Source organism: Anabaena sp. UHCC 0451 (assembly GCF_034931405.1).
Lineage (GTDB): Bacteria > Cyanobacteriota > Cyanobacteriia > Cyanobacteriales > Nostocaceae > RDYJ01.
Window position 1 is genome coordinate 1 of sequence record NZ_JAYGHA010000058.1, and the last position, 16,175, is coordinate 16,175.

The following is a 16,175-nucleotide window of genomic DNA, read 5'->3' on the forward strand; positions in this document are numbered from 1 at the left end:
ATCCTCTAAGAATTATGACCTTCTATTTGCCAGTAGTAGCCTTAAATTATCCCCTATGGAGAGCATTTTGGCAGATTGGCAGAAATTTTTACTAAAATTTACCATAATGATGGGGCAGTACGTCAGCGCAAAATTAGTCACAAAATGTTAATTTGGGAAATTATGACTAACTTAAACTGCTCTACATCTACCAATGCCTTATCTTACTGCTGCTACTGAAATTCGTTCCCAAATCGCTAAATATACCAAAGCTCAAACTCTGTGGATAGATACTGAAGTTGCTGATTATAAAAGTCGTAATCCTCGATTATCCCTGATTCAGATATTGGATAATCCTGAAGATATGACTGGTGACGGTGTGTATATTTTAGATGTCCTCAATCAGTCTGATGTGATAGCTGATTTTATTGAGCAAATCATGATTAATCCGTCTATCGAAAAAGTTTTTCATAATGCTAGTTATGATCTGCGATTTTTAGGTAATAAAAAAGCTAAAAATGTTACTTGTACTTTAGAAATGGCGAAGTCAATACCATATTATATGCTTCCATTGCCTAATTATCAACTTAAAACTTTGGCGAATGTACTTTGTAATTTTTATGGTATTGATAAACAGGAACAAAGCGGTGATTGGGGTAAAAGACCTTTAAGTGATGAGCAAATAGAATATGCTTATTTTGATTGTATTTATCTTGCTCAAGTACATTTACGGTTATTGGCTTTACAGTCTCAAATTACCACAGATCCGATCACAGAAAATTTAACTCTACTTTCTCAAAAATATACAGAAATTGAACAACAGCGAAAACGGATAAATTCCGAATTTGATTATTTACAAGAACGATTAAAAAAAGCGATGCAGGTGCAAAATGTTTCAGAAAATGAATATTGTCGGCTGAGTGGTTATGAACGTAAATCTGTAAAAGTTAATTTTACGGAGTTGCTGCGATTGGTAGAAAGCCAAAATATTGATTTAGATTTTCCTATTACTCTCACTGAAAAACTCCAAAAAGATTTAGGCAGAAATTTGGAACAATTAGATGTAGATATTGAGACAACTTCTGTTTGGCGATTAATTGCTAAGAATCAGGAAGATGATATTAATAATGACTAATATAGCAATTTAAAATCCCTCTTAAACAACCAGATAGCTAACTTCTGCGAGCAGTTGGCTATTTGAATATTGAAAAAATGTACTTTGTTTAACAAAGTAGTAATTTAAAAATGCAGCAATCTATACATTAATTTTTCGATTAAGTTGTTAATTTTTGGGAAAGTTATCAATTAAATCTAGAGGAGATGAGTAAAGATTTTTAATTGGGTAAAAATCAGTCATGAAAGTTAGAAATTTGGGGGAGTGAAATAAACTAATTAGATTTTTGTAATCATTTTCTCCGGTTATGATAGTGATTTATAAGAACTTATGAAATGGCAGTTATTGATACATATACAGCAAGTGTTAGGCAAAATATTCAAGATAGCGATATTGACTGGGTTAAGTGGAATTTTATGTGTTTCTTGCAGTCAAAAAAAAGATGTTCTGGTGACAGAAATAGGGGTTAGCACTCCCAATCGGTTGACACCCAAAACATCAAAAGCTGGAGAATTCTATATTCAAGGACAAAGTCAGCACGCTAAAGGTAATTCCCAAGCTGCTATAGCTGCTTATAGTAGATCGATTAGCCTTAATTCTCAATATGCACCGGCGTTTAAAAGTCGGGGTTTAGCATATTTTGATGTGGGGAATAAAGAAGGTGCGATCGCAGATTATAATCAGGCATTACGTCTTAATCCCAATGATGCAGAAACCTATAATAATCGGGGAAATGCTCTTGCATCTTTGGGCAATCAAGAAGGTGCGATCGCAGATTATAATGAGGCTATTCGATTAGCTGCCAACTATGCAGAAGCGTACAATAATCGGGGAAATGCCCGCGCTACCCAAGGAGATAAAAACGGGGCGCTGGAAGATTACACCCAAGCTATTGGCATCGATCAAAATTATTCTGTTGCCTATAATAACCGGGGAAATGCTTATGCTTCTCAGGGAGATCAACAGAAAGCGATCGCAGATTATAATGAAGCTATCCGTCTAAATCCTAACTTTGGACCTGCTTTTAATAATCGTGGAAATGCCTTTGCTGCTGCTGGAGATAAACGCAGTGCTTTACAAGATTTACAACGAGCAGCAGCTATTTTTGATAAGGAAGGAAATAAGGATTTATATCAACAAGTGATGAAAAATATTGAGGAGTTGGGAAGGTAATTCAATTTTAGATTTTAGATTGAAGTTAATTAAATACAATCCCCAATCCCCTATTCTTCAAAACTGGGAGTGCGTAAATCTTCTATCAAAGCTTGAATTTCTGCCGATGGGGGTGGAGTCAAACGGGAAACAATGATGGTGACAATAAAATTAATTACCATCCCTAAAGTGCCAATACCTTCAGCAGAAACTCCAAAAAACCAAGGTGTCATACCGCCAAATTTGACACCAATAATATAGATGATGGTAAAAATTAAACCCTTTAACATTCCCGCAATAGCACCTTGGGCATTTGTGCGTTTATCAAAAATTCCTAATACTATGGCTGGGAAGAAACTAGCAGCAGCTAAACCTCCTGCTGCTACTAAAGCTATTACCCAAGCTGGGAGTGCAGCAACTTCTGGAGTTGAGAGAACAATAATTTTTTTTCACTCCTATGTCTAATTATTTTTAGTATTAAGACATCCCTAAATCTGCATTTATCTTAATTATTTATTTATGAAAGATTTAATTCAGAAGTCAACAATATTAATCATCTTTTCCCTAATTTCCAATCTTCACCACCAGGTAACTGAGTTAAATAATCATCAATTATTGCTGGTAATTCCTTGATTGAGTAATTATATGTCAAGTTTACCAGAATTTGAGATTGATTTATTATCTCCAATTTATCAACCATTTCTGTTAATTGAAATGGACTATAAATACCATTCATTACTTCATCACTAGCTTCCCGAATAGCTTCTTCAAATTCATCTTCTAATATTAACTGCCACTCATCTAGCTTGATGTAGTAAGATGTTTTATTATCTTGCAAATTAATTTTTTTTATTTCTCTGATTGAACTGCGAATTGAATTTGCCCAAGAATTAGTTAATCGTTTTTCTACCTGATTTTTAATTAAATGAATTATCAATCTCACTAAAAAAGATTGAATATTTCTTAAAATTGCTTGTCTACCCATTCCCTCTAACTCATCTACAATCGCTAAAGCATCAGTGTATCGCTGTTCTAAAATACTATTTCTGAGGTCTATTAATTCCTGTGTCATTTCTTTATTAACCTCACATTAACAATATTTTTTATATTAACATATTTTGAAATTACACCCTAAAATATCTATTTCCTTGCCTCTTTGTAATTTTCGGCAATAACAATAAATTTACACATATTGTCATACATTGTAGATTATTGAAAATTGTAAATATTAATATTTTACCATATCAAACGCCAAAAATATTCAGGGTTTAGCATTGCTAAACCCCTACCAATTAAATCAACTAAATAACACCAACAGGTTTCCTACTGTAATATTCATTTTGAGCATAAACACTAATTACAGTATCACCAACTATAAAAAATGTTCCTTCCTGCTCAGATTTAGAAAACTGCAAATTAGGATATTTACTACCAATTTCATCAGCAGTCATCGCTTGAGCATTCATTTCATCAGGTAACAAACCAGTCGCACCAATGTAAAATACCAAAGGTGAAATTTTCTCTCGATAAACTTTTTCGGTGTAACTCTCTAACTTCTCTTTTGCTGATGTCATTGCGTTGATAATTTCCTGTTTATCAACAGTTGTACCCGCGTGTTTTGCTTGTAATAACAAAGCCAAACTACCAGCACCAACCAAGTTTAAAATTTCGGCAACTTTACCATTTGCTTCTATCCCCAGCAAATCATCAAAAATCGCTCTCATCAAATCATCAACTTTTGTAATTTTTGTTCTTGAAGAAACAGCTTTAGGACGAAAAGCGATATTTTCCTGAAAAGCTAATTCAAAAGTCGGTTTCTTGAAAATTTCCCCAGTTTCCGCATCATAAACTTCATATCTTTTATCAAGAAACTGATTAGCAGAAGACAATTTACTCAAATTGAGAATTTCTAAACTACCAATATCAATTTTATAACTCACTCGTGAGTCAACTGTACCATCAGATAAAGCTGCTTTCAAATCGGTATATTCGTTAGTTGTGGGGAAATTCAGATACAGACTTTTAGAAAGATAATGTTTTTTCAACTCTTCAATTTGCGCGGGAATAAATACATCCGACTCTTCCCGTAAATGAGCAGCAAGAATACTAGATAAAACTTTGATTTCTGCAATTTGAGTAAATAAACCCTCAACACTGCCATAATTACCTTCAAAACTCACCAAAGGTAAATCTGCTAATTGCAGAGTATATTCTTTGTTAAAATCAAAATCTTCCCCATCAATAACCCCCACCGCTTGTAATTCATCAAAGGCTTTTTTACTGCTAACCTTCACTTTTAAAGCCTTAACATTAATTTCTCCATCACTAACAATGGTATAATTATTAAAAGTCGTTAAATCATTTAGCAACACACCCGCAACTTCAGTAATTGCAGTTTTATCTTCCGCATTTACCAACTTCACTTTTTGGGTAAGCAGCATATTAATAGTTGCGGTATTGCGGTTAATATCAAAACTACCCATCTGCACATAATCACCTGGTTCAATATATTCTATTTCTAACCAAGGTTTGATTAATTCCCCATTTTCTCCCCGCGTACCATTAACACGCTTGACACCTTTTCTCTGATAAGTTTCTTTCAAATGTTTGAGGTTAATAATGATATATTGGCGATGTTGTGATAAAATATCAATCAATGCCAAAATCGAGATTTTATCATTAACTTTGACATGATCTAAAATTTCATGTTCAGCTAAAACATGAGGATAAAAGAGCGCAATTTCTAAATCTTTGGTAAAATCAGCAAGATCTTGATTTGTTAAAGCTTTCGCGTGTCTTGCTGTTAAGGTTGCATTAAATGTACTCGCAAGCGCATATTTCGCAGTATTGAGATTTCCATCTGCTAAATTAGCTTTCGCAAAAATATAGACAGCTTCATCATTTTGAACAACAGGAACATCTTTTAATTGTTCATAAGCTTCTTTCGTAATTTGCTTATATTTATAGATGTGAGATTCATCTTCGGGTTTCAAACCAAAAACTTTTAAAGTTTGATTTGTACCATTAATTTTTTTAGCAGTGGGAGAAAAGAAAACTTGATAACTGTAGTCACTTGCTAATGTTTCTTCTATGACTATTCCCGTTGCTTCTTTTAAGACATTTCCGGTGTTATACAGAGCATCATAAACTTCCTTAATATTGCCAGCTTGGAGACACACACCAGAAACAGAATTAGCGATTTTGGCTAGGAATTTAAAATCAGAAGAAGAATAATAAGCAATAGTGTTAACAAAAACTTCCTTGTTTTTCAAATCATTACAAATTGTCTCTATTGCCTTAGATTCAGAATTAAAACTGCTATCATTAGCATAGCCATCACTGTGTAAAGTAATTGCTGTTAATTCATTAGCACGAATCAATTCATTAGCTAATTTTAAAGATTGAGAAATACAAGTTGCATAAGTAGCGCGAATTGCTTTGATATCCGCAATGTATGATGAATCTGGCTGCATGACATCCTGAATAGGTACACGCTGAAAATGGCAAGTTAAATCACCTTTGGAAGAGTAAGAAATCAGGGTAACAACCAATTCTGAATTACTGTATTCATCCAGTGTCAAAAGCTTGATTAAGGTTTCCTTTAAAGGCTCGATATCATAATACATTGAACCGGAACGATCAATGATCATGATACTATGAGCTATCATTTTTTTAGGAATAGCATCTGGCTTAATTTCCAGTTTGACTTTTTCAGTTAAATAAAAAGCTTTTTCCTTACCTGCGAGATTATAAACAGCAAACTTGGTTTTTTGACTTGTCATAATTTTGCCGATGGTAATTTTACACTGAATATTGTCCAGGATAAACCAGTTTATATTTGACTGGGGCTATGTTGCAATATGTTGTCAAGCGAAGCATTCGGGCGATAACATATCGCTGAAACCATTTATTTTCTGTCTAAATACTTCCCTTCGCCCCTATAACTGCGCTTCGTATGGACTTATAGTACAAGAATACTATGTAAATGTCAAGTTAAGCTCAAAAAAGCTTTATATTTATTCACTTTTTGAGTTTAAACAGTCTCAGGGAAGTTTCCGAAAACATCTCCACATTCCCCTGATGATTATTTTATGTAAATTTTTCATGCAAAAACAGCAATTCTTATATACATTTTCTGCATAATTTCCAAAATTCCGTAACCTACTATACGAATTGTTATAAAAATTCACCTTAAGTTATCAATATTGAAATTGTTACAACCACCAGCCGGGAAACTACCAACAGTTGTATTCCCAAAAGTGGCAATGACAAGCACCGATAAGAATACGGATACACAGTTAAAAAAAGTCCTGTTCCCTAAAAAAAGACCATGACAGAAACAGCAACTACCACCGAAAAACTCAATAAATTTGAGAAATTCAAAGCTGAAAAAGACGGACTTGCAGTTAAAGACAAAATCAACGAATTTGCCCAAATAGGTTGGGAAGCAATGGACGAAAACGACCTCAACCATCGCCTAAAATGGTTAGGTGTATTCTTCCGTCCAGCCACTCCCGGTAAATTCATGATGCGGATGCGTTTACCTAACGGTATTCTCACCAGCAATCAAATGTCTGTCTTAGCAGAAGTAGTACAGCGTTAAGGTGAAAATGGCAGCGCCGATATTACTACCAGACAGAATATACAACTACGCGGGATCAAAATTGAAGATATCCCAGATATCTTTAACAAATTTCACAAAGTCGGATTAACTACTATCCAATCTGGGATGGATAACGTCCGTAATATTACAGGTGATCCTGTAGCAGGTTTGGATGCAGATGAGTTTTATGATACCAGAGAATTAGTCCAGCAAATCCAGGATATGCTGACTAACAACGGTGAAGGTAATCCAGAATTTAGCAATCTTCCTCGAAAATTTAATATTGCAATTACGGGAGGAAGAGATAACTCAGTTCACTCAGAAATTAACGATTTAGCCTTTATTCCCGCTTTTTGGGCAAATAAAGACTCGGAGTATTTATGCCTTCGTAGAATTAGCATTATCGCCAGTGTTTAGAAGAAAGTGGTCAAGTGTATATGAGGCAATACAGGATGGCAATCCCCCAAGAACAGAATTAATGAAATTGTATATAGAACAACTCAATCCCACAGAAAGAATAATCTTAGCGGGAGATCATACAGCTTGGACGAGAATAGATGCACCGACGTTAAAAGACAGAACCTATGAGCATCAAAAACAACCAATGTCAGGAGCAAAACCCGTCACCTTGGGACAACTTTTGTATTGACTACTGGTAGATTGTATGGGCATTGGCATACACAAACGCGGACAGGGAGAATTGATAAAATTCGCAAAATGCACCCAGAACCGTTTATGGAAATTCATCCCCGTGATGCGGCGGCTGTGGGTATTATTGATAATCAATGGTTAGAAGTGCGATCGCGTCGTGGTGTATCGAAATTTCCTGCTAAAATTACTAAAGCTATTACTCCTGGCACTGTATTTGTACCTATGCACTGGGGCGCTTTGTGGGCTGATGATGCGGAAGCAAATAATCTCACCCATTCAGAATCTTGCCCTGATTCTCTTCAGCCTGAATTAAAAGCTTGTGCTGTGCAGCTAATACCGATTAATGTAGAAACTACTATTAAAAACTATCAACTTTTGTCCTCACAGTGGTAAAATGCTATATATTCTCTATCAGAAACCGCTAATTTAACCATAGTCAAACATCAATCCTTATCATTATTCTCCTTTTTATCCTCTAAATTTATTTGGGGACTTTTTTTATCTTGATATTTTAACGTTAACTTTAAACAGGGTCAGCCAGATGAAAAAACTCATCAAATATTTTATAGCAGCTACCAGTGATGATAACTTTAGGCATATAATCGAAGGTGTTGAGGTAGTAGTATCTAAATTACTATCTCTACTCATGGTTTTGGTCATTTTCGCAGCTTTAGGAGACTTAGCAATATTTATAATTAGGGAAATACTTTCTCCATCTGAAGGGAGTTTCAGTCAAAACTTATTTAAGGTCTTTGGGTTATTTCTTAACGTTTTAATAGCTTTAGAAATTTTGGAAAATATCACTGGATATCTAAAAAAGCACGTTTTACAAGTTGAATTAGTTATAGTTACTTCTCTAATTGCTATCGCTAGAAAAATCATTATTCTTGATCTAAAAGTAACTGAGGGCATAGAAATTATCGGCTTAGGAATTGCTATTCTTTCCCTCTCAATCAGTTATTTTATAATTCGGAGTAGTAATTCTAAAAAAGAATATTAAATGTCAATATTTATAGCCTTTCCCAGTCTAATTTGGATGTGGTTTTGATGTCTGGTTGACTTTTTTCTCCTTTGAGACGGTTGTTTTCATCTTTTAACTTTTAATTTTCTGCTTGTAATTGCTCTATTAGGTTTAGTAATATTGCTACTGTCCAACGCACTGATTAGTCTACAATTCTTTTTGGATCGAGGTTTGCTGTATCTCTTCTCCCAATTTCTTACTCGAATCTAGCTTTTGCATCATCTGTTATATTTGATGATATTGCGTATCCCTCGCTGACTTTATTTTTTTCCTCCCCCCACTTATTGAACCGATACGCTTGTGAATTAGCAAAATATCTTTTAAATTGATATATTGTCTAAATTAATTATGGGAGTCCAAAAAATGACTGCTTTTTCTCCTACTTCAGTATTGCAAAAAACCGCTAGTGTTACACTATCCAAGCCAGTTCAGGTAACTTTGTATATGATGTTATCTTCTTTAGTGATTTGGACTGTCTTCTTCTCCAATTATCCAGCAGCGCACAATGCAGCACACTCTGCACGTCACCATACATTAGGTGTTGCTTGTCACTAAATGATTAAACCTCTTGCAATACTTTTGTGAAAATTGCTTAAAATTTACGCCAATTTTGTTTAAGCCAAATTTATTGTTTGTCAAAACCTAATTTTCAGTTTTGTAGAGATGTCATATTCATCATCTCTACATTTTTTACAGTTCACTAAATATGCAACTTTGAGTTATTGGAAAAAATCTCATGAAAAAATATCGAATTTTTGGATTTATTAGCGCAGTTTGTATTTGTTTATCAATTTTGTATTCTGTGGTTGGTGTTTCCCAAACTTCTCAATCTCAAGTATTACTCTCTACAAATCCACCCTTAGAACAAATTCGGCCTTTACAAGCTGGAGGTGAAACAGAAAAATCTCCAGTGACTTTCACATTTCAAGCGGTTGATGCTGCTGGGAAATCCTTAAAAAATGCCTTAATTAATTTAGAAATTCTCACTCCACCCCGTAATTTTTGGCTAACAACTGATTTTCCTATGGTTGAGGGTACGACATTGTTGGAAATGCAAGTTGCAGCACCTGATGGTAAATTAGAAATTCAGCAGATGTTACCAATTCGGGGTAATTATCAATTAAACGTCAATGTTTCTCCTTTAGTTGCTAATGCTTTCACACCTTATCAAGAAACCTTAAATTTGAAGGTTAAAGAAAACTCAATTAAATATAAATATTTGGCTGTCATTGCAGCTATTTTATTTTCAGTTGGTTTATTAGGTGGTTGGGTAATTGGTGGACAAGAGGAACTGAAAGAAGGAGAAATAGCACCTCAATCGGTAAGATTGTTGTTGAGTTCGTTAACAATTGTAGCCATCATTACCCTAATATTTATTAACATCACAGCCGAAGTTGCAGAAGCGCATGGTGGACATAATCACAAACCAGAAAATATTGCGCCTTCAGTGCAGAAAAATCAAGACTTAGAAATTGAGGTTTTAGGAGATAAAAACGCCACTGTTGGAAAACTTGCTAATTTAGCAGTTGAGGTCAAAGATAGCAACACCGGAGAACCTATAAAAGATGCAGTTTTAAAAGTGAAAGCTATTGCTTTAGAAGATAATTTAACGGTATTTGCTTATCAAGGATTTCCTAATGAAAAAGGTCAGTTAATCTGGAAAGAACAATTTTTTGATGGCGCACCTCATAAAGTTGAAATAGAAGCTACTCCTTTACAAAATTCTCCTCGTCAATTTTCACCTGTCAAAGTAGCACAATTAGTAGAAGTTGAAGGCATATCACCACCAATATCTACACGATTAATTAGCTTATTTTACTTTACAGCAATTGTAGGCATAGGAATGGCGATTGGATTATTAATACAGCAACGCAGACAACCACAGCCAAAGGTAAATTAAGTAAATTTAAAAGTTACATTTTTGTCCTGGGGTAATTTTGACGTGAAACCTATGCTGAAACAGGATTATACCATTTTTTTGTCTCCTGTTTTTGTGAAATCCCAATACATACTTGACACGGTTACAACTTGCGTGTTTTGCTAAAAAGTTATACACTGCTGAAGAGAATATTTAAAAAGTCATAAATTTTACCCCAAACTCTCTCTGCTAACTTTCTAGGGAAGGAAAGAGGATTGATTGGCTTTGGTTACTCAATGCTTAAGTCCTAATCTAAAAATCTTTCTTTGGGTTTCACGTCAATTTATCGGGTTAATTTGTAGGTTGGAAATGCAATCATTACATCTATCACTGTCTCGGAAATTACTGTATCGAATGAGTAACCAGCTTTTTAGCCTAGTGGGAAAATTGCTGGTGAAAGAATGGGATAAAAGATTACTAGGATTAGCGAAAATTCCTATTAAATCGGTTATTGATATTGGTGCTAATGAAGGACAATTTGCTCGGCGAATTACAAAAATTTTTCCTCAAGCTCATATTTATGCTTTTGAACCTTTAACAATTCCTTTTCAACAGTTATCTGAATGGGCAAATCACCATCCTAAAAAAATAACTGCTTTTAATTTGGCTTTGGGAGATAGCATTCAACAGATTGAAATTTATAGTCATTTATATTTTAATCCTTCATCTTCCATTTTACGAACAACACAACTGTGTGAAACTGTCTATCCAATGGTAAAAGAACAGGAAAAAATCCTGATTGAACAATCTACTTTAGATGATACAATCTCCAAATTTTCCTTTCCTTTACAAGAACCAATTCTGATTAAATTAGATGTTCAGGGTTATGAAAATCGTGTGATTAAAGGGGGAATAGAAATTTTTAAAAAAAGTGCAGCTTGTATTGTGGAAATTTCTTTAGATCAACTTTACGAAGGGCAAGCACAATTTCGAGAAATTTTTAGATTATTAGATCATTTAGGTTATACTTACGCTGGCAATCTTGACCAAGTTTTGGGAAAAGATGGTCATGTTCGTTATTTTAATGCTGTTTTTATTAAAAAATAATTCTTTTACTTTTAGGAAATTTAAAAAATATGCGCGTTGAATCTTGTTGTCAATCATTGTTAGCAGAAATTATCTCCGAAATCGACCCTAAAAAAACAGGGTTCTGTATTGATGTTGGTGTAGGAACTTTTGCTTTTTATTGTGAAGTATTTGCTAAATTAGGTTATCCTACCATTGCGGTTGAACCACTGCCTGTTAAAAAATTAAGGCAACTTACTGAGATATATCCTATTCAACTCATTGAAAGTTGTCTATCCAACATAGATGGGAAACAGCTACTTTATTTAGGAAATTTTGCAGGTTTATTTAATAGTAATTTTAGTTCTCTTTCTCCTGACTGGTTTGGTTCTTCTCAAAAAACCAAGGAAGTAGAATCTATAACCTTATCTACATTATTGAAGAGGATTCAACCTACTGAAATTACTTGTTTAAAACTGGATATTGAAGGTTGGGAATTTAATGTTATTGAACAATTACCATACATTGATCATGCTTTACTTCCCAAGGTGGTTATGTTTGAGTATGGTGGAGGAGTTAATAAAAATCAAGGTAAAAAAGGTTGGTCAAAGGAATTTCTAGAAAAAACTTGGAAATGTCTAGCAATTCTGAAAAAATGTGGTTATCAGTCTAGCATTATGATTGATTTTGCACCGGATAGTCAAGAAAGGATTTTTGATCTGCAAACCCTGAATTTAGCAGATGAACAATTATTTAATAACCAGTCAGTTTATGGGAATATTATTAGCCTGAAAGATAATACTATTTCTGAAGCCAAAATTCATGGAGTTTGTCAGTCTTATTATCAAGGTTCTTTTATTGATCTATTGGTTAATACCTTGGTTTCTCGATAGTTAATTAAACTTTATCTTTTGGTTATTCTAAATTTATGGTGATTGACTCATATTATTCTCCAGTGGTACTAAGTAGGTAATATTGAAAACATTATCCAGGCTTAATTAACCACGAAAGTTTTAGATTCCTGACTTAATTTAATAATTCAAATTCAGGAATCTAATTTTTTACAAAAATTTACAAAAATTTATATATTCACAAAAAAATACAACTTTGAATGTATTTTTTATTATAAATATGCCCTAATTTCCAGCCAAAAACTCCTCAAATGGGGCATTGTAAGAATAGGAGAAATTTAGTTTGCTATAAGATTAGATATTGATCGTTTGATCTTGTAATTCTAGTGCTTAATTTAGTCTAAAAAACCAAAAAAACAGGGATTTTCATGCACATACCAGATGGATTTATTTCAGTTCCAGTAGCAGCAGCTACGAGTTTAGCCAGTGGAGTAGCTTTATTTGTTTCCTTTGGGCGATCGCAAACAGCTTTTGGTGTGCGTCGCGCTCCCCTACTAGGGTTAACCACCGCCTTTATTTTTGCTGCCCAAATGATTAATTTTCCCGTAGCTGGAGGTACTAGCGGACACTTGTGCGGCGGTGCTTTAGCGGCGATTATTTTGGGTAGTCCTTGGGCAGCAATGTTATGTATAGCGACAGTTTTAATTATTCAAGCAGTGCTATTTGCTGATGGTGGTATTACTGCCTTGGGCGCAAATATTTTGAACCTGGGAGTAATCAGTGTTTGGGTAGCCTGGTTATTAACCCAAACCTTACAGCGACTACTGGGCGGTTCTAAAGCACGTTTACCCCTCGCAGCCGGTATAGCAGCTGGTGTGAGCGTAGTTGTAGCAGCTATAGCTTGTGCTATTCAGTTAGCTCTTTCTGGGACAGCACCAGCGAACCTAGTTTTACCCACCATGACAGGTGTACATATTTTGATAGGTATTGGTGAAGGATTAATTACTGGAGGTGTGCTAACCTATCTAGCCACAGCCCGTCCAGATTTGTTACCAGGGGAAGAAGAGAAATTTCGTGGCTGGTTGATACCTGTTGTCAGTATTTTGCTAATTGCGGGTGTGTTGTCTCTGTTTGCTTCCGCTTGGCCAGATGGGTTAGAAAAAGCAGCAGAAAGCTTGGGTTTTATCGATTTAGCTGAAGAAGTCAGAATTGTAGTACCAACACCCTTATCTGATTATGAAATTGAGGGTTTAGGACAAATTGGTACAAGTATTGCTGGGTTGGTAGGTTCTACAGCTTGCTTTGCTGTGGCTTTTGGAATTGCCAAAGTCATGAAACCCAAGAATGCGTGATTATGCTGAAAATCTCTTTGCCCTTACGTCTGCAAATATCGCTAATGATAGTAATTGGGGCAGCTTTTTTAAAGCATTATTCCTGGCCTAATTTACTTGTTTATGGTGCGATCGCACTTTTGTGGGTATTGAGCTTGCGGGTTGACCTCCGCAAATTAGGGGGTTTAGTCGGTGCAGAATTAATTTTTCTATCCTTGGCAGCATTGCCCTTGGGATGGAAAAGAGCTAGTTTTTTACTGGTGCGATCGCTGATTTGTTTAATAGTCATGAACAGCTTTTTACTCACCTTACCCCCTCACAGTTTTGGCATCGCCCTCAAAGGTTTACCCCTACCTGCACCATTAAAGGAAAATTTGCTCCTAGCTGGGCAATATCTAGAAATATTACTTTCAGAAGTAGGAAGAATGCAGCGTAGCGCCCAATTACGCGGGATAAATGGTGCTAGGGGATGGTTACGTTATGCCAGTGCAGCTATGATCGGATCTTTGTATCTCCGTACTTTAGACAGAGCAGAGCGAGTTTATGGCGCAATGGTAACTCGTGGTTACAATGGTCAATTACCCATAGATTCTACCCTCAACCCAAAAGAACGTTTTACACTAATAACAGTCGGCATCACTGCTACTTGTATTACTTTGAGTTCCTATTTTTAATTGGGAACAGGTTTGAATTTTCCCAATTACCAATTATCAATTACCAATTCTATTTGAGTTGTGAATCTTGACATCATTAACTTCTAATCCCCAAACTTCCATCTCTCGACCTCATACTGCTGTAGTTGAGGTAAAAAATCTGGTGTATGCTTATTCACATCAGCAACCAGTTTTAAAAGACATTTCCTTTAGCTTAAAAGCCGGCGATCGCGTCGCCTTGATGGGTGCAACCGGCTCAGGAAAAAGCACCCTGCTAGAAAACCTCATTGGCTTAAAACACGCCCAAAGTGGCACAATTACAATTAATGGCATTCCCGTAGAACCAAATACGCTACCTCAAATACGCAGACACATTGGCTTTACCTTCCAAGATGCCAACGATCAATTATTTATGCCCACCATTTTGGAAGATATCACCTTTGGACCCCGCAACTATGGTGTCTCACCAGCAGTAGCAATTGATAAAGCACGACAGTTATTAGCAGATTTTGGCTTAGAAGAATACGCCCACCGTTCCGCCCATGAACTTTCTGGCGGACAAAGACGTTTAGCAGCCCTAGCATCAATATTAGCCCTAGATCCAGCAATTCTCATCTTAGATGAACCAACTACCGGACTTGATCCCGCATGGCGACGACATTTAGCCCAAGTATTATTAAAATTGCCCGTACAAGTAATGTTAATTGCTTCCCATGACCTACATTGGTTAGGTAGAGTAACTCAACGTGCTTTAGTTCTCTCAAATGGTCAAATTCGAATAGATAGCCACATTCAACCACTGTTACAAGATGGTAAAACTTTAGATCAGTTAGGGTTGCCAATAGATTGGTAATTGATAAGTAGGTAGGCGTTGAAAATTGTCGTTATGGCAAGGCAAGAGGCAAGAGGCAAGAGACTTTCAGAGATTTTATATTTTGTTACATACCTTGGTTTTTTCGAGCCGACTTACTTAATTCATAATTAGTGATTCATAACTTGGATTACTAATTATGCCTCTTTTTGCCGTTCATGCCCTAGATACCAGAGATACTGAAAATCTTCCACTTGCAATACAACTGCTAAATTATTAGTTAGTATGAATGGGATTTTCATGCTTTTAGCATATTTATATTTGTCGTGCGTAAGTATACCGTTATTGCTCCAATTAGCTTAAGTATTGCTTTGTTGATGACTGGTTGTAGTGAGAGTAAAATCTCCCAGTGTCAACGACTGATTAAAGTTGTTAATCAAGGTACATCATTGATTGATAACAATAAAGGAAAACAAGTGATAACCAGTTTAAAACTGTCTAGAGAATTACAAACTGTCACTAAGTCAATTGAAGAACTAAAATTAATAGATCCCGAACTTCAGAAATTTCAAAGCGGTTTTGCAAAAATGTTTGATAATCTTAGTCAAGCGATCGCAAAAGCAGCTAAAGCTCTGGATACAACTAAAACAGCAGCAGCTTCTTCATCTGGTAGGGAAAAAATCCGAAATGCTAGAACAGATATTGAATCGGTACTGACAGCAGCAGCCAAAAGTGCTGGTAAAGAATCAGATATTTTCGGGAATCAGCTAAACGAGTATTGTAGTAAACCCCAATAAAGAAATAGTTGGGTAGCCATAAAATAATACCCAAATCCCCGTTTTCTCAAAGAATTCGGGGATTTATGGCACAACAATCTCAAAGCAATTCCCCATCAATAACACAGATTATCTATGAAAGCAGAATTAATGGAATTGATCGTCAAAGTCATTCACGTATTACAAATCAATATGCGGTGGATGACTTGGAACTTATTTCTAGCTTTTATTCCTTTAGCTTTGAGTGTTTGGCTGTTTCGCACCCAACGTGGACGTTCCTGGTTCTGGTGGCTTGGCTTCTTAGCTTGGG

The 16,175-nt window shown here is 35.5% G+C and carries 14 protein-coding genes and 4 pseudogenes; 15 read left to right on the forward strand and 3 right to left on the reverse strand.

The features are described from left to right. The first annotated feature begins 193 nt into the window (after nucleotides 1–193). Nucleotides 194–1,114, forward strand: coding sequence for a ribonuclease D (locus VB694_RS24600; protein WP_323362956.1), 921 nt, complete (start codon nucleotides 194–196; stop codon nucleotides 1,112–1,114). A gap of 309 nt (nucleotides 1,115–1,423) precedes the next feature. Further along, nucleotides 1,424–2,266, forward strand: coding sequence for a tetratricopeptide repeat protein (locus VB694_RS24605; protein WP_323362957.1), 843 nt, complete (start codon nucleotides 1,424–1,426; stop codon nucleotides 2,264–2,266). A 50-nt stretch (nucleotides 2,267–2,316) separates the two neighbouring features. Here the strand turns inward: VB694_RS24605 and VB694_RS24610 are convergent. The 3 genes and pseudogenes from VB694_RS24610 to VB694_RS24620 form a co-directional block, all read right to left on the reverse strand. Then, nucleotides 2,317–2,694 (reverse strand): annotated as a pseudogene (locus tag VB694_RS24610) (sodium:solute symporter family transporter); the annotation flags it as partial. A 104-nt stretch (nucleotides 2,695–2,798) separates the two neighbouring features. Next, complete coding sequence (locus VB694_RS24615; protein WP_323362958.1) at nucleotides 2,799–3,317, reverse strand: DUF29 family protein; 519 nt, start codon at nucleotides 3,315–3,317, stop codon at nucleotides 2,799–2,801. 229 nt (nucleotides 3,318–3,546) lie between these two features. Then, nucleotides 3,547–6,027, reverse strand: a complete 2,481-nt coding sequence (locus VB694_RS24620) for a vWA domain-containing protein (RefSeq protein ID WP_323362959.1) — start codon at nucleotides 6,025–6,027, stop codon at nucleotides 3,547–3,549. 548 nt (nucleotides 6,028–6,575) lie between these two features. On the opposite strand from VB694_RS24620, the pseudogene nirA reads away from it, so the two are divergent. The 13 genes and pseudogenes from nirA to VB694_RS24685 all read left to right on the forward strand — a co-directional run. Then, nucleotides 6,576–7,202 (forward strand): annotated as a pseudogene (gene nirA, locus VB694_RS24625) (ferredoxin--nitrite reductase); the annotation flags it as partial. Between the two features lie 124 nt (nucleotides 7,203–7,326). Beyond that, a complete protein-coding gene (locus VB694_RS24630; protein ID WP_323362960.1) occupies nucleotides 7,327–7,497 on the forward strand; it encodes a hypothetical protein in 171 nt (56 codons plus the stop codon). Then, a pseudogene (locus VB694_RS24635) lies at nucleotides 7,488–7,892 on the forward strand (molybdopterin dinucleotide binding domain-containing protein); the annotation flags it as partial. The gene VB694_RS24630 and the pseudogene VB694_RS24635, both read left to right, overlap by 10 nt. A gap of 148 nt (nucleotides 7,893–8,040) precedes the next feature. Continuing rightward, nucleotides 8,041–8,499: a phosphate-starvation-inducible PsiE family protein gene (locus VB694_RS24640; RefSeq protein ID WP_323362961.1), complete on the forward strand. Its 459-nt coding sequence runs from the start codon at nucleotides 8,041–8,043 to the stop codon at nucleotides 8,497–8,499. Between the two features lie 384 nt (nucleotides 8,500–8,883). Continuing rightward, nucleotides 8,884–9,075: a CbtB domain-containing protein gene (locus tag VB694_RS24645; RefSeq protein ID WP_323362962.1), complete on the forward strand. Its 192-nt coding sequence runs from the start codon at nucleotides 8,884–8,886 to the stop codon at nucleotides 9,073–9,075. Between the two features lie 181 nt (nucleotides 9,076–9,256). Then, nucleotides 9,257–10,420, forward strand: coding sequence for a hypothetical protein (locus tag VB694_RS24650; protein ID WP_323362963.1), 1,164 nt, complete (start codon nucleotides 9,257–9,259; stop codon nucleotides 10,418–10,420). A 372-nt stretch (nucleotides 10,421–10,792) separates the two neighbouring features. Further along, nucleotides 10,793–11,485, forward strand: a complete 693-nt coding sequence (locus tag VB694_RS24655; protein WP_323362964.1) for an FkbM family methyltransferase — start codon at nucleotides 10,793–10,795, stop codon at nucleotides 11,483–11,485. Between the two features lie 29 nt (nucleotides 11,486–11,514). After that, nucleotides 11,515–12,336 (forward strand): FkbM family methyltransferase, encoded by an 822-nt coding sequence (locus VB694_RS24660; protein WP_323362965.1) that lies wholly within the window; start codon nucleotides 11,515–11,517, stop codon nucleotides 12,334–12,336. A gap of 386 nt (nucleotides 12,337–12,722) precedes the next feature. Continuing rightward, nucleotides 12,723–13,646: an energy-coupling factor ABC transporter permease gene (locus VB694_RS24665; protein ID WP_323362966.1), complete on the forward strand. Its 924-nt coding sequence runs from the start codon at nucleotides 12,723–12,725 to the stop codon at nucleotides 13,644–13,646. 2 nt (nucleotides 13,647–13,648) lie between these two features. Further along, on the forward strand, nucleotides 13,649–14,299 hold the full coding sequence (locus tag VB694_RS24670; RefSeq protein ID WP_323362967.1) for an energy-coupling factor transporter transmembrane component T: 651 nt from the start codon (nucleotides 13,649–13,651) through the stop codon (nucleotides 14,297–14,299). 67 nt (nucleotides 14,300–14,366) lie between these two features. After that, the gene (locus tag VB694_RS24675) at nucleotides 14,367–15,131 is read left to right on the forward strand and encodes an ABC transporter ATP-binding protein (RefSeq protein WP_323362968.1); all 765 of its coding nucleotides are present in this window, start codon (nucleotides 14,367–14,369) and stop codon (nucleotides 15,129–15,131) included. A 275-nt stretch (nucleotides 15,132–15,406) separates the two neighbouring features. Further along, nucleotides 15,407–15,886 (forward strand): hypothetical protein, encoded by a 480-nt coding sequence (locus VB694_RS24680; RefSeq protein ID WP_323362969.1) that lies wholly within the window; start codon nucleotides 15,407–15,409, stop codon nucleotides 15,884–15,886. Between the two features lie 114 nt (nucleotides 15,887–16,000). Further along, a pseudogene (locus tag VB694_RS24685) lies at nucleotides 16,001–16,175 on the forward strand (DUF1361 domain-containing protein); the annotation flags it as partial.